This window comes from Acidaminococcus nyctereutis (assembly GCF_052216985.1).
GTDB classification, from domain to species: domain Bacteria; phylum Bacillota; class Negativicutes; order Acidaminococcales; family Acidaminococcaceae; genus Acidaminococcus; species Acidaminococcus fermentans_A.
The window spans coordinates 1-12,698 of sequence record NZ_JBQOUY010000041.1 but is presented as its reverse complement, the minus strand read 5'-3'; the positions used below and the strand labels follow the sequence as shown (position 1 = coordinate 12,698).

Sequence of the window (12,698 nt, the reverse complement as noted above, 5' to 3'; positions counted from 1 at the left end):
CTCCTTTCAGTTCTTCGTGGTGGTTGAGGTGAAATGTAGCTTAGATATGTCTTTATTTTATCGTAAGACAAGGGGTCTTGTGAACAGGAGTGTCCACAAGACCCCAACATTTATTATAGAACCTTTTGTCTTTTATGAAGCCTCGTTTTTATTCCCCGCTGCCCTCAGCCGAACGTCTTGGCTGCATATTCCTGCAGTTCAGCCCGGAAGTCCGGATGTGCCACGGCAATCATGGCTTGGGCCCGTTCCTTCAAAGACAGCCCTGTCAGATGAGCCACCCCGTATTCCGTGGCCACGTTCTGGATCAGGGCACGGGGCCCGGAAATGGCGCTACCGGCAGCAATGGCAGGGACGATATTGGAATGACGTATACCCTTCTTGTCTACCCGGGAGGACTCGATGCAGATGTATCCGGCGCCGCCCCGGGACAGGAATGCACCTTCCAGGAAATCCAGCTGACCTCCTACGCCGGAAAGCTGCCGCGTCCCGACGGATTCTGCATTTTCTTGTCCCATCAGATCCAGCTGTACCCCGCCATTGATGCTGATATAGTTGGTGATTTTTTCAATGACCCTGGGATTGTGCACATAATCCAGGTCAGCCGGATAGAACAACTGTGGATTATCCTGGAGCCAGTCATACAGTTCCTGAGAACCACTGGCCAGATTCCAGGTATTTAAACCCGTTTTCACTTCTTTTTTCGCATTGGTCAGTTTTCCTGCCTTGTACAGAGCCAGGAAAGCATCACTGATGGTCCCTGTATGGCACCCTAAGTCTTCCCGATCCGACTGGGCCAGCATCTGGGCAATGGTAAAAGGAATGGTCCCTACCCCCAGAGATAAGGTTGCCCCATTGGGAATCTCGGCCACTACATTTCGGGCAATTTGCAGATCCGCCTCCGAGGGAGTCCGATAGCTGGAAGCGCACAAAGGCCCATGCGGACCTTCCATGATGATATCCGCTTCATCCAAAGAAACCCGATGGGATCCATCCATCCCCTGCAGACAGGGCATGTTTTCATTGATTTCAAAAATGACGGTATGGGCTTTTTCCATAATGGTCTTCCAGCAAAAATTGGCCAGGCCCAGTCCGCAATATCCTTGGGCATCCGGTTTAGATACGGGAACTACCGCCACATCCACCCGGAGATAATCCCGATACATTTCCGGCAACAGGCGCAGTAGCATGGGAACGAACTGGAGCCGTCCAGCTGTGAACATTTTCCGTTCGTATCCACCCAAATGCCAGCTGTAATACTGAAAATGCTTCCTGTCCGGATCACAGTCAATGGTATGGATGATCGGCCGGTAGACCAGCCCACCCCGGATCTTCACATCCTGGAGTTCGTCCCGGCGGGCAGCCAGAGCTTCATCGAACAGTTCCGGGAAACCGTTGCCAAAGCCAAAATCCACCCAGTCCCCATTTTTCACAACCTTAGCCGCTTCTGCCGGGGATTTAATTTTATTCCGATATTTTTCCAGCATAATCAACACTCCTTAATAGTATTTGCTCCATCAGATATTACTGAATAAGCCCTTTTAATGATCCACTCAAGCCATATGAAAAGAAATTAATTTTTATCCTTCTCCATAAGCATAGAGTGGATTTTGAACACAAAACTTTGCACCAGAAACTTCTACATTGACACCATTCATATAAGAAGCGCAATCAGAGGCCAAAAAAACTATTACTTTTGATAAATCTTCTGGAGCACCAAAACGTTTCATTGGAATGCTCTTCATTAATCGTTCCCCATTTTTTTCAATATTATTTCTTGAAATTTCAGTAGCGATCATTCCTGGAACGTATGCAAGTACCCTAATATGATCCGCTGCTAATTCTGCTGCGAAAGATCGGGTTAAAGAAGATACCCCTGCTTTACAAGCACTATATGGTCCTCTTCCTGCATTTGGAATTATTGCCGAATAAGAAGATGCATTGAGAATCACACCTGAATGCTTCTTTTTCATATGCTCTGCCGCTATTTTACAACCTGAGAAAACAGAAACAAAAATTTCATCAGTCATAGCACGAAACTCGTTTACATCATACTCAATCAAGCTTTTAATCTTATTACTTCCGGCATTGTTAACCCAAATATCAATCTGGCCAAATTTATCTTCAACTGCATCAGCAAATGATGATAAAGCATTATAATCAGTCACATCTACCGAAGAGACCATAAGATTATATCCATATTGTAGAAATTCTTTTTTCGTATTTTTAAGTTTAGAAGGTGTTCGTCCACAAACAGCAACCTTACACCCTTCTCTTAAAAATTCTAAGGCTGTAGCTTTTCCAATTCCACTGCCGCCTCCTGTTATGACTACAACTTTATCCTTTAGCTTCAATTCCATAACAAAATTCTCCTTATTTTTTTATAAATCATGGTAAACATATTTAGAAAAGATAACACTGGATACCCTCTTGCCAGGGCATCCAGTGTTATCAATAGAGGGGCATCACTCACGATATAATCGTTTTACTTGACTTGAAGAACAGCACCTTTATCAGCAGAAGAGACCAAAGCCGCATACTTTTTTAACAGAGGTGATGTTTCTTTTTCCACCGGTTTGAAATATTTCTTCCGTTCTGCCAGTTCCTCATCAGAAATATCCACCGTGAGGCTTCGGTTGGGGATGTCGATGTGGATTACATCACCATCCTGAATCAAACCAATGGGGCCGCCCGCTGCCGCCTCCGGAGAAATATGTCCGATACAAGGTCCACGGGTAGAACCAGAAAACCGTCCGTCTGTAATCAGAGCCGTACTCTCATCCATCCCCCGTCCCACAAGAAGAGCCGTTACCATGAACATCTCCCGCATCCCTGGCCCTCCTTTGGGACCTTCATATTTCAAGACAATGACTTCTCCTGCATGGATTTTTCCAGCGGACAGTGCATTGATGGAATCCTCCATACTGTTGAACACCCGAGCTTTTCCCGTAAACACATACATGGAAGGTTTGACACCGCTCACTTTGACTACCGCTCCGTCCGGGGCAAGATTTCCCTTCAGGATGGCAATACCGCCTTCTCGGCTCTTAGGCTTGCTCCGGGAATAGATTACCTCATTCTCTACCACAGGCTGATGCTCAAGAAGTTCTCCAAGCGTTTTTCCCGTTACGGTCAATTGATCCGTATCCAGTTTATCCTCAATCGCCTTAAGGACAGCAGGTATGCCTCCGCTGGTATGGAGAGCTTCAACGGCAAAAGTCCCTGAAGGACGCAAGTTGCACAAATAAGGAACCTCCCGGCTGATTCTATCAAAATCTTCCAACTGCAAATCCACTTCTGCTTCATGGGCAAAAGCCATAAGATGAAGAACAGAGTTGGTTGAAGCTCCCAAAGCCATAGTTGCTTTGACGCCATTCAATAGTGCCTTTTGGGTAAGAATTTTTTGGGTGGTTAGTCCTTCCCTCACCATGGCCACAATCCGTTTCCCACTGGCTCTTGCCAGTCTCTTTTTTTCAGAAGAGACTGCCGGTGCCGTTCCCATATAGGGCAAGGAAAGGCCTAGGACTTCTGCCAGGCAACTCATCGTATTGGCAGTCCCCAGCATGTTGCAGGAACCTACAGTAGGTAATGTCGCCAATTCCAGTTGCTTCAATTCCTCATAAGAAATCTGCCCCAGCTGATATTTGCCAACATATTCCCGCAAATTGGAAAGGCAAAGATTCTGTTCGTCTTTATATTTTCCAGAAAGCATCGGACCGCCGGTAACAACGATTGCCGGAATTTTTAGCCTAGCTGCAGCCATAATCATACCCGGTACGATTTTATCACAGGAAGCAATCAGTACAACGCCATCCAATTGATGCGCCGATACCACTGCTTCCACAGAGTCTGCGATAATTTCACGGCTGGGCAGAGAAAACCGCATCCCACCATGTCCTTGACAAAGCCCATCACACACGGCAATAGTCCCGAATTCTCGAGGTATACCACCTGCTTCCAAAATTCCATCATGGACATCCTGTGCTAATTCCCGCAAGTGGAGATGACCTGGAACCATCTCACTGAAAGAATCAGCAATCCCGATAATAGGTTTCTTCAGTTCCTCATCTTCTAGGCCCATACTGTAAAACAGAGCTCGATTTCCGCTTCGTACAGCACCATTTACGAGAATACCACTACGGTTATTCTTGTAAAACATTTTTTGTTCATCCATCCGTTGTTCTCCTTACCCATTAAAGGGTTCAAAGCAAAATCAGCGGTTCTCCCGGATTTTACAATTCCATCCCCTTGTCAAAGCCCTTTTGATTGCTTTGGATGACCTTTTCTTTCCCAGCAAACCGATCCGCAAACGCTTTCCGGACACCTTCTGCTTTCAGGATCCCCGTTTGCTTGATGATGGCGCCGACTGCCACGGCATTTTCACTCTGCAGGCTGCCCAGATTTACAGCGGTGCTCCGGAAAGGATAACCCAGATGTTTCCCCTTGGCGCCCTCTTTGGGTTTTACTTCATCCGTATCATAGAAGATCAGTGTATCTTCCTTGAATTTATCTACATACCGGTCGTATGCCACCTGGGCCAGACACAGGATGATGTCCGGTTCTTCCACATTGGGGTACCCGATCAGCGTATCACTCAGGATGACATCAGCTTTGGTAAAGGTACCCCGGGCTTCTGAACCGTAAGCCGCCGTCATCACGGCATTCATATTGTCTTCATACAGGGATGCGGCGATCCCTAAGATTTCGCCGGCAGAAACAACGCCCTGGCCGCCAACACCTGCTAAAACGATTCCTTTTCTCATGCTTATCCCTCGATTCTGTGCGCGTCGATGATCTTTTTGTAATCCGTATAATAATCATCCCGAGGTGCATTCTTCAGGCACCCTACCACAAGCTTGCCTTGCAGTTCTTCTTCGCTCATCTTGGCGGCCTGCTCTACGGTTACACTCTGCTCATTCATCAGTTTCATCATCCGGGAAGCTTCTCCCAGTTTGTTGAATTTCCCGTAATGGGTGGGGCAGGCACTCATGACTTCTACCAGAGCAAAGCCCTTTACCTGCATGGCTTCTTTCATCAGTTTCCGCATCAGCACCGGGTTGTAGGGCGTTGCTCTCCCCACGTAGGATGCGCCGGCGGCAATGGCCAGTTTGCACACATCGAAGTTTTCCTCGATATGGCCATAAGGAGAAGTCTGGGTAATGCTGTGGGTCGGCGTGGTGCTGGAATACTGGCCCCCAGTCTGCCCATAGTTGTAGTTGTTGGAAATGATGGCCGTCACATTGATGTTCCGACGGGCAGCATGGATCAGATGGTTCCCGCCGATGGTGGCTCCATCCCCATCGCCCATAGTACACAGCACATGCAGATCGGGATTCCCCAAAGCCACCCCGGTAGCTGCTGCCAGAGCACGGCCGTGGGTCACGTGCATGCAGTTGATATCCAGATAGTCATCTACCCGGCCGAAGCAGCCGATGCCGCTGACCAGGGCGATATCATGCTTATCCCAGCCCAGATCGGCCAAAGTTGCCGCGATGGACTGGAGCACGATCCCGTGGCTGCAGCCTGCGCACCAAGTATGAGGTAATTTATAATACAGCATATAGTCCTTGTATGATTTCATTTTGCACTCTCCTCATAAACATCCACAATCTGCTTCGGCGTAATCAGGAGTCCATCCGTGCGGTTGGCCTGGAGGACTTTACAACCGTAGTCATTGTATTTCCGGACTTCGCCAGCCAGCTGTCCCATATTCAATTCAACGACGATGGCTGTCTTAGCCTGCTGCAGCGCTTCCCGGATGGCTTTTTCCGGCATGGGCCATACGGTGACCAGCTGCAGGAGCCCAGCCTTGATGCCTTTTGCCCGGAGGATTTCAATGGCGTTCAAAGAGGGTCTCACAGAGCAGCCAAAAGAAATCAGGACAACGTCTGCATCTTCCATCTGATACCGGCGTACGATATCGATATCATCCGCGTGTTTTTCGATCTTATCCATCAGGAAATGAGTCACCCGGTTGATATTTTCCGGAGTGGGCCGGAATTCCCCTTTTTCATCGTGTGTGGAACCAGTGGTCCGCATGAGCAGGTCAGGATCCCCTACCGGCACCATAGGCGCCACTTCCGTACTGCTGTAATCATAGGGATGGAATTCCGCCTGATTCTTGGTTTCCGGTCTCTTTCGATTGATGATTTCACCCGGTTCTGGCTCTTTCATGACCAGCGTTTCCCGCAGATGGCCGATGACTTCATCCGCCAGGAAGATGACCGGAGTACGATATTTTTCAGCCATATTGAAAGCGGTAATGCTCAGATCATAGCAATCCTGCACAGAGGAAGGACTGATGACAATGATACTGTGATCCCCATGGGTACCATATCTAGCCTGCATCAAATCTCCCTGGGCCGGTTTCGTTGCCGCACCAGTGGAGGGCCCACTTCTCTGCACATCATAGAGGACACAGGGCAGTTCGGACATAATAGCCAGGCCAAGATTTTCCTGCATCAGAGAGAAACCCGGGCCGCTGGTAGCGGTAAAAGCCTTTTTCCCTGCCAGGGAAGCCCCACACAACGCAGCCATGGAACTGAGTTCATCTTCCATCTGGATGTAGATCCCGCCATGTTTAGGCAGTTCAGCCGCTGCTCCTTTAGCGACTTCAGAACTGGGAGAAATCGGATATCCTGCAAAGAACCGTGCCCCGGCAGCAATTGCTCCGGCAACCATCGCGGTATTCCCTTCCATGAATTGTTTCTTGATCTTAGCCATCATTCAGCCTCCACTTCTATCGCAAAATCAGGACAGCGCATGGCACATAAATTACAACCAATGCAATCGTCCGGCCGCGCCACTACAGGATAGGCCCCTACTTTCTGTTCCAGTACATGTTTCGGACACAGAGCAGAACAGATACCGCATTGTTTACAGAATTTCTCATTAATGTGTACCGTAAATTTCTTACCCATTGTCAAGCCTCCATTTTGAGTTTCTAATCATTAAGCCTTTTTCATCCGGCGAGCTTTTTTAACCGATACCAGTACAGAAATAATCCCAACCACAAAGAAGGCAACTGCAATAGGATGAGTGAACATTCCCATAAAATTCCCATTATCCATTTGCAACCCTCTCCGCAGATTTGTTTCAAAAGTCCCACAAAGCACAAATCCTAAAATAAAAGGAGGAAGTGGATACTTCAGTCTCTCCAATACATACCCAACAACACCAAAGAACACCATAGCAATAGCATCAAAGGTTCTGGTATTAATAGCATATGCACCCAAAGTACACAACACAATAATAATAGGATACAGATAATTCTTAGGAACCTTCAAGACTTTAATAAATAACCGCATGGCCCCAAAAGACCACAGCAGCATAAAGAACGATGAAAGAATCATAGCAATAAACACACCATATACGACATCACCATGACTCTCAAATAGAAGCGGACCGGGTTGAATCCCATGGATTACGAATCCGCCCAATAACATTGCAGTAACCGTATCGCCTGGAATCCCGAGTGTCAGCAATGGAATCATTGCTCCCCCGATTGTTGCGTTATTAGCTGCCTCAGAAGCAACTACCCCATCAATAATCCCTGTACCAAATTTTTCAGGATATTTTGATTGATTCTTTGCTATAGAATAGGAAAGTATATTGCTTGTTCCCCCACCAATACCCGGTAAAATCCCGATGCCTATGCCAATTAATGCGGAACGAATACAGTTTCCAATTTGGCTAATGAATTCTTTCATGCTAAAGCCAAATCCTTTAATATGGAATTCCGTAGTCTTCATCCCCATTGTATCGTCAAATTGCATAGCACCAGCCGTTTTCATGACTTCGGAGATAGCATATAATCCAACCAATACGGATAACATCGAAAAACCAGATGTCATTTCAATGCTTCCAAAGGTAAACCTTTCAACTCCATCAACGGGAGCAAGGCCGATAGTAGCAAACATCATTCCAAATACAGCAGTCATAACACCCTTGACAATATTATTCCCAGACAAACTGGCAATTAATGTAAGCGAAAAAAATGTGACTGCAAAATATTCCCAGGGTCCAAATTTAATAGTCAAAGAAGCCAGCCACGGAGCAATGAAAAACATGGCGGCTATCCCCACTATCGTCCCAATGAAAGAGAAAACCACTCCGACCCCAATTGCTTTTCCTGCCTCACCCTTCATAGCCAAAGGGCGTCCATCAAAACAGGTTGCAATTGAAGACGGTGTACCAGGCATATTCAGCAGTATAGCTGAAATAAGCCCCCCAGAAATGCCTCCGATATATAGAGCAACTAAAGTTGAAACCCCTGTTGTTGCGGTCATATTAAATGTCACTGGCAGGAACATTGCGATTGCGACCGTAGCCGTTAAACCTGGAACAGCTCCAAAAACAATACCAACTGCGGTTCCTATAAAAACAAGAAATATTGTTAGAGGGTCTCCTAAAACAGAAGTTGCCGCCTTGAGGAGTACGTCAAGCATATTACACCTCCACTAAAAATCAATCGGACCTATTGGCAGAATCATTCCCAATACATCGTTGAATAAGTAAAAAATCAAAAAAGAAGCAATCGCACTTAGGACAACGCAAAAGAGCATTTTCTTTTTTCTTTCCGTTTTCTTCGTCATCAATGTAATTTGTGCTACCATATATAAAAATGTTGAAATAACGAATCCTATTGAATCCATTATTAAAAGATACACAATTAGAAAGATGACTGTAAAAACAATATCTTTTGTATCGTATTTTTCATTCTCTTCATTCTGCTGTGCAATTTTTAATTCTTTTTCAATATCAAGTTCTGCAGTTGCCTCTTTCAGAGAACCTTGTTCGCTGTTATCCGATATACTTTTTTTCGTCTCTTTTATTTTCATACAACTGATAATCTGTATGATGCTCAATATGAGAAGGATCACTGCTAGTACCCGAGGGATACTAGCAGAGGTCAGCACTGTAACATCAAAAGATTTGTAAGATCGGATATTATATGTCTGGAAGTAATAAGCTACAGCAAGGACAATAAAGAAAACGCTGGAGTATATATCTTTGCGTCTGCTGTCCATAGTTTCACAACCTTTCACTTCTTCTTGCCTTGCAGCACATCAGAAATTTTCATCAGAGAATCATATTCATCAGCCCAATGTTTGGTAGAATCTTGGATGTTAGCACAATATGGTTCTTGCAGATAGGTTTTTTTGATTTCTTCCTGATATTGTTTATTATTATGTACAATATCTTCCACTGCAGCGTTTAATTTCTTAGCAATCGCTGGATCCGTGCCCTTCGGGAAGAACATTGTGTAATTGCAGTAATATGCAATATCAACGCCATTTTCTTTTAAAGTCGGGACATTTGGATAATCTTTTACCCGATCCGAAGTACAAGTAGCCAACATTTTAAATTGACCAGTTTTTAAATAATCTTTCACTGCAGGAATCCCGGTTGCAATTGCATCAACCTGCCCGCCAAGGAGAGCAACAATTCTATCTGAAGAGTTGCCAGAGTCAATAATATTGAATTTTGCCCCAGCATTCTGCAATGCAATGGCAGCCCAATGAGAAGTGGTTCCAGTAGCCACAGGCATCTTATATTTTCCAGGATTAGCCTGCGTATCTTTAATCATATCCTGTACTGTATTCCACGGGGAATCTCCTCTGACTACGATTGCATCGCCAAGACCACGTCCGATAATGCCTCCCATTTCAAAATCTTTATAGGAAAAATCGATAGTCTTGCACGCAGCGGCGATATTCAGACTGGCATGAGTAAATAGAATAGTATAGCCATCTGGTGCTGCATTTTTTACGCGGGAAGCTGCAATAGCTCCGCCACTACCTGTAACGTTGGAAACAACAACCGGTTTTCCTAATTTTTGTTCCAAATATTTAGATATAGTCCGTGCATTATAGTCCGTATCTCCGCCTGCAGAAAATGGAACAATTACTTGAACCGGTTTTGTCGGCCACTTAACGGCTTGCTTCTTTCCTGCATTTTTACTTTGATTTCCACATCCCAAAGCCATGATTCCAACCATTGATGCTAAAAGAAGTGATAAACATTTAATTTTTTTCATTTTCCGTCCTCCTTTTTGTCAATGCCATCTTATTTTAAATAGTTTACAGGGTATTTGGGTTTTCTTCCATTCAATACATCATCAATTCCTTGTGCCGCATCAATCCCCATCTGATCCATGGCTTCAACGCTTAAGGCTGCATTGTGAGGACTAACAGTTATATTTTGTAATTTAAAAAGGATATTATCCTTTTTTGCAGGTTCTTCAGCAAACACATCGATTCCGGCTGCCATAATAGTATGTTCGGTTAACGCAGCAAAAAGGTCTTCTTCATTAATCACGCCACCACGAGCACAATTTATTAAAATCGATGTTTTTTTCATATATTTTAGATTATTTTTATTAATCATATTAATTGTTTCCGGAGTTCTAGGGACATGCAGGGAAACAATATCAGCTTCTTTTAAGACTTCTTCTATCGAATCACATCTTTCGATATCACTTGCCCACTTATCACTGGGAATAAATTCATCAAAGCCGATAATCTTCATGCCAAAGCCTTTGCTGGCTTTTTCAGCAACAGCTCGACCGATACGCCCGCAACCAATTAGCCCTAATTTTTTCCCTCGAAGTTCAATACTTTTTGTAATGTCCCTTGCTTTAAAATTACCATTCCTTGTCTGCTGGTCTTGATAGATAATATGATCAGCACAGGCCAACATTAACGCAAGTGCATGTTCAGCTACAGCATTCGTATTTGCTGTTGGGGCATTTGTAATCTGGATTCCCAGTTCCGTAGCTGCAGGAAGGTCCATTTTATCCGTACCAACACCATAGCGGCTGATTACCTTTAATTTAGGAGCTGCTTCCATGATTTTTCTTGTGTACGGAATATTTCTAGCTAATATAGCATCGCAATCCTTTACAGCCTCGATAACATTTTCTTCTGTAGCAGGACAATCTAACACATGGACGATATAGCCACGTTCTCTTAAGTAATTTTTCCCTGCATCTGTAATATCTTCCGGAATCAAAACTTTATAACTCATTTTTTACTTCACACCCCTCTGAAAATACCAATAACCTTCACCATTACATCTGCACCTTAGAATTAAAGTCAATATACTTAATTCCTTCCCGAATATTTTTGATGATTGCTTTTTCTGCCCCCTCCGGATCTCTTTTCGCTATACAATCCAAAATTTTCTGATGTTCCGCCTGTCTTCGTAAAATTCCTTTATAATCTTGGATATTTACCCTCCTCCTGATAGCTGAATCAATGATCTGCAGATTTTTTCCCAAATTCTGTACCATAACAAAACCAGCGGCATCGCGAATTAACTGATGGAACTTTTCATTCACCTCACTTAACTTTTCAATTTCGCCATGTCCCTCAATAATCTTCTGAGCTTCGTCAAGATACTTTTGCATTGCGGCAATCTGTGCTTCTGTTGCATTCTTGGCAGCAAAATAAGCAGCGACTCCATCAATAGCACTACGGAGGTAAGTAAACTGCACAACAGTCAAATCCAGATTTTCAACGACAAAAGTGCCTTTCCGTTGGATGGTGACAATCAGTCCTTCACTCTGTAAAACACGGAAAGCTTCTTTCACAGGTGTCGTACTTACCTGCAGCATTGTACTGATCTGTCTTTCACTGATCTTATCTCCACTTTTCAGTTCTCCGCTTAAAATCATTTGACGGATGATATTCGTGACCTGATCACGGAGAGAGGCTGCCTGGACAATCGATTTATTATCATTCATGATTTCGGGATCCTTTGTAAATTTTGATTTCTGGTATCTGATATACCAGATGTTGGGATTAAAAATAATCCCACCCTTTTTAATAATAAACCGCGACAGCTTGAAAAGAAAGTAATAATTTTTTAATTTAATGATATCTGATATCTGGTATATCAGATATCATTAAATCTCTGTGCTTTAATAATATAACCAACATTCTAAATTTGTCAATGGAATATTCTGTATTTTTTAAGTATTTTTCTTTTCATACTTATTTTTGTTCATTCTTTACAGTTCTATTTACCTATAATTAAGGTTGTGTGCTTTATATAGATTTCTTTTCGCACTTTAAGTTAGAGTCAACTCCAAAATTGTGTGTAAATTACTATAGGCTATGAAATCATTTATGGCAAACCCATGTTGATCCACCGAATTGCCACTCTTTTCAATTTAGTAAGGGTATCGGTTTTTCAGTATCTCTTCATAACTTCGTTGAAAAAACGCCTCGCCCGCTGGCCTTGTTTCATCCTGTAAATGCTCATCAGTCCGCATCTTATTATTTTAAAATTTGTTTTGCCATCTCAACAAACTCTTTTTCATATGTACACATAAAACTTCCTTTTCTTTTAACAGATGCAATTTGCCAGCAAGAAGGCATATCTTCTAAAATATATGAACTTATTTTAGAAGAATATTCTTTAGCAATGGAATCTAATCCAAGTTCAGGTACAAATCCGACACCAATCCCTGCTGCTACCAACGCAACGATTGTTTCCATATTACTGAGTCGAATAACATCAGTCGGTAAAAAATCACACTCGGATAGATATTCTTCAATGAGCTGGCAAATTTTTGGTTCTATAATAAATGTTGGGGTCTTGTGGACACTCCTGTTCACAAGACCCCTTGTCTTACGATAAAATAAAGACATATCTAAGCTACATTTCACCTCAACCACCACGAAGAACTGAAAGGA

Annotated in this window: 13 protein-coding genes; all 13 read right to left on the bottom strand. The window is 43.8% G+C overall.

Annotated features, from left to right (window positions below):
- Positions 1–164 precede the first annotated feature (164 nt).
- Entirely contained in the window at positions 165–1,484 is a 1,320-nt protein-coding gene (locus ACTUHY_RS12215; protein ID WP_442827917.1) for an acetyl-CoA hydrolase/transferase family protein, read from the bottom strand.
- 93 nt (positions 1,485–1,577) lie between these two features.
- On the bottom strand, positions 1,578–2,357 hold the full coding sequence (locus ACTUHY_RS12210) for an SDR family NAD(P)-dependent oxidoreductase (RefSeq protein WP_442827916.1): 780 nt from the start codon (positions 2,355–2,357) through the stop codon (positions 1,578–1,580).
- Positions 2,358–2,482: 125 nt separating this feature from the next.
- The gene (gene ilvD, locus ACTUHY_RS12205) at positions 2,483–4,171 is read right to left on the bottom strand and encodes a dihydroxy-acid dehydratase (protein ID WP_442827915.1); all 1,689 of its coding nucleotides are present in this window, start codon (positions 4,169–4,171) and stop codon (positions 2,483–2,485) included.
- 58 nt (positions 4,172–4,229) lie between these two features.
- The gene (locus ACTUHY_RS12200; protein ID WP_442827914.1) at positions 4,230–4,760 is read right to left on the bottom strand and encodes a 2-oxoacid:acceptor oxidoreductase family protein; all 531 of its coding nucleotides are present in this window, start codon (positions 4,758–4,760) and stop codon (positions 4,230–4,232) included.
- A 2-nt stretch (positions 4,761–4,762) separates the two neighbouring features.
- On the bottom strand, positions 4,763–5,578 hold the full coding sequence (locus ACTUHY_RS12195) for a thiamine pyrophosphate-dependent enzyme (protein ID WP_442827913.1): 816 nt from the start codon (positions 5,576–5,578) through the stop codon (positions 4,763–4,765).
- Positions 5,575–6,720 carry a 2-oxoacid:acceptor oxidoreductase subunit alpha gene (locus ACTUHY_RS12190; protein WP_442827912.1) on the bottom strand — a complete coding sequence of 382 codons (1,146 nt, stop codon included), beginning with the start codon at positions 6,718–6,720 and terminating at the stop codon, positions 5,575–5,577. The genes ACTUHY_RS12195 and ACTUHY_RS12190 overlap by 4 nt, the downstream gene beginning before the upstream one ends.
- The gene (locus ACTUHY_RS12185; protein ID WP_442827911.1) at positions 6,720–6,917 is read right to left on the bottom strand and encodes a 4Fe-4S dicluster domain-containing protein; all 198 of its coding nucleotides are present in this window, start codon (positions 6,915–6,917) and stop codon (positions 6,720–6,722) included. Before ACTUHY_RS12185 ends, ACTUHY_RS12190 begins: the two co-directional genes overlap by 1 nt.
- A 30-nt stretch (positions 6,918–6,947) precedes the next feature.
- Complete coding sequence (locus tag ACTUHY_RS12180) at positions 6,948–8,444, bottom strand: tripartite tricarboxylate transporter permease (RefSeq protein ID WP_442827910.1); 1,497 nt, start codon at positions 8,442–8,444, stop codon at positions 6,948–6,950.
- A 12-nt stretch (positions 8,445–8,456) separates the two neighbouring features.
- Positions 8,457–9,026, bottom strand: a complete 570-nt coding sequence (locus ACTUHY_RS12175) for a tripartite tricarboxylate transporter TctB family protein (protein ID WP_442827909.1) — start codon at positions 9,024–9,026, stop codon at positions 8,457–8,459.
- Between the two features lie 14 nt (positions 9,027–9,040).
- Positions 9,041–10,036, bottom strand: a complete 996-nt coding sequence (locus tag ACTUHY_RS12170; protein ID WP_442827908.1) for a tripartite tricarboxylate transporter substrate binding protein — start codon at positions 10,034–10,036, stop codon at positions 9,041–9,043.
- A 29-nt stretch (positions 10,037–10,065) separates the two neighbouring features.
- Positions 10,066–11,025, bottom strand: a complete 960-nt coding sequence (locus ACTUHY_RS12165; protein ID WP_442827907.1) for a hydroxyacid dehydrogenase — start codon at positions 11,023–11,025, stop codon at positions 10,066–10,068.
- Positions 11,026–11,068: 43 nt separating this feature from the next.
- On the bottom strand, positions 11,069–11,743 hold the full coding sequence (locus ACTUHY_RS12160; protein WP_442827906.1) for a GntR family transcriptional regulator: 675 nt from the start codon (positions 11,741–11,743) through the stop codon (positions 11,069–11,071).
- A gap of 535 nt (positions 11,744–12,278) precedes the next feature.
- The coding region (locus tag ACTUHY_RS12155; RefSeq protein WP_442827905.1) for a LysR family transcriptional regulator substrate-binding protein at positions 12,279–12,698 on the bottom strand (420 nt) is incomplete at its 5' end.

Bases quoted from the DNA above. Each gene is read 5' to 3' on its own strand.
- ACTUHY_RS12215 (WP_442827917.1), bottom strand. From the start codon at position 1,484: ATGCTGGAAAAATATCGGAATAAAATTAAATCCCCGGCAGAAGCGGCT.
- ACTUHY_RS12210 (WP_442827916.1), bottom strand. From the start codon at position 2,357: ATGGAATTGAAGCTAAAGGATAAAGTTGTAGTCATAACAGGAGGCGGC.
- ilvD (WP_442827915.1), bottom strand. From the start codon at position 4,171: ATGGATGAACAAAAAATGTTTTACAAGAATAACCGTAGTGGTATTCTC.
- ACTUHY_RS12200 (WP_442827914.1), bottom strand. From the start codon at position 4,760: ATGAGAAAAGGAATCGTTTTAGCAGGTGTTGGCGGCCAGGGCGTTGTT.
- ACTUHY_RS12195 (WP_442827913.1), bottom strand. From the start codon at position 5,578: ATGAAATCATACAAGGACTATATGCTGTATTATAAATTACCTCATACT.
- ACTUHY_RS12190 (WP_442827912.1), bottom strand. From the start codon at position 6,720: ATGGCTAAGATCAAGAAACAATTCATGGAAGGGAATACCGCGATGGTT.
- ACTUHY_RS12185 (WP_442827911.1), bottom strand. From the start codon at position 6,917: ATGGGTAAGAAATTTACGGTACACATTAATGAGAAATTCTGTAAACAA.
- ACTUHY_RS12180 (WP_442827910.1), bottom strand. From the start codon at position 8,444: ATGCTTGACGTACTCCTCAAGGCGGCAACTTCTGTTTTAGGAGACCCT.
- ACTUHY_RS12175 (WP_442827909.1), bottom strand. From the start codon at position 9,026: ATGGACAGCAGACGCAAAGATATATACTCCAGCGTTTTCTTTATTGTC.
- ACTUHY_RS12170 (WP_442827908.1), bottom strand. From the start codon at position 10,036: ATGAAAAAAATTAAATGTTTATCACTTCTTTTAGCATCAATGGTTGGA.
- ACTUHY_RS12165 (WP_442827907.1), bottom strand. From the start codon at position 11,025: ATGAGTTATAAAGTTTTGATTCCGGAAGATATTACAGATGCAGGGAAA.
- ACTUHY_RS12160 (WP_442827906.1), bottom strand. From the start codon at position 11,743: ATGAATGATAATAAATCGATTGTCCAGGCAGCCTCTCTCCGTGATCAG.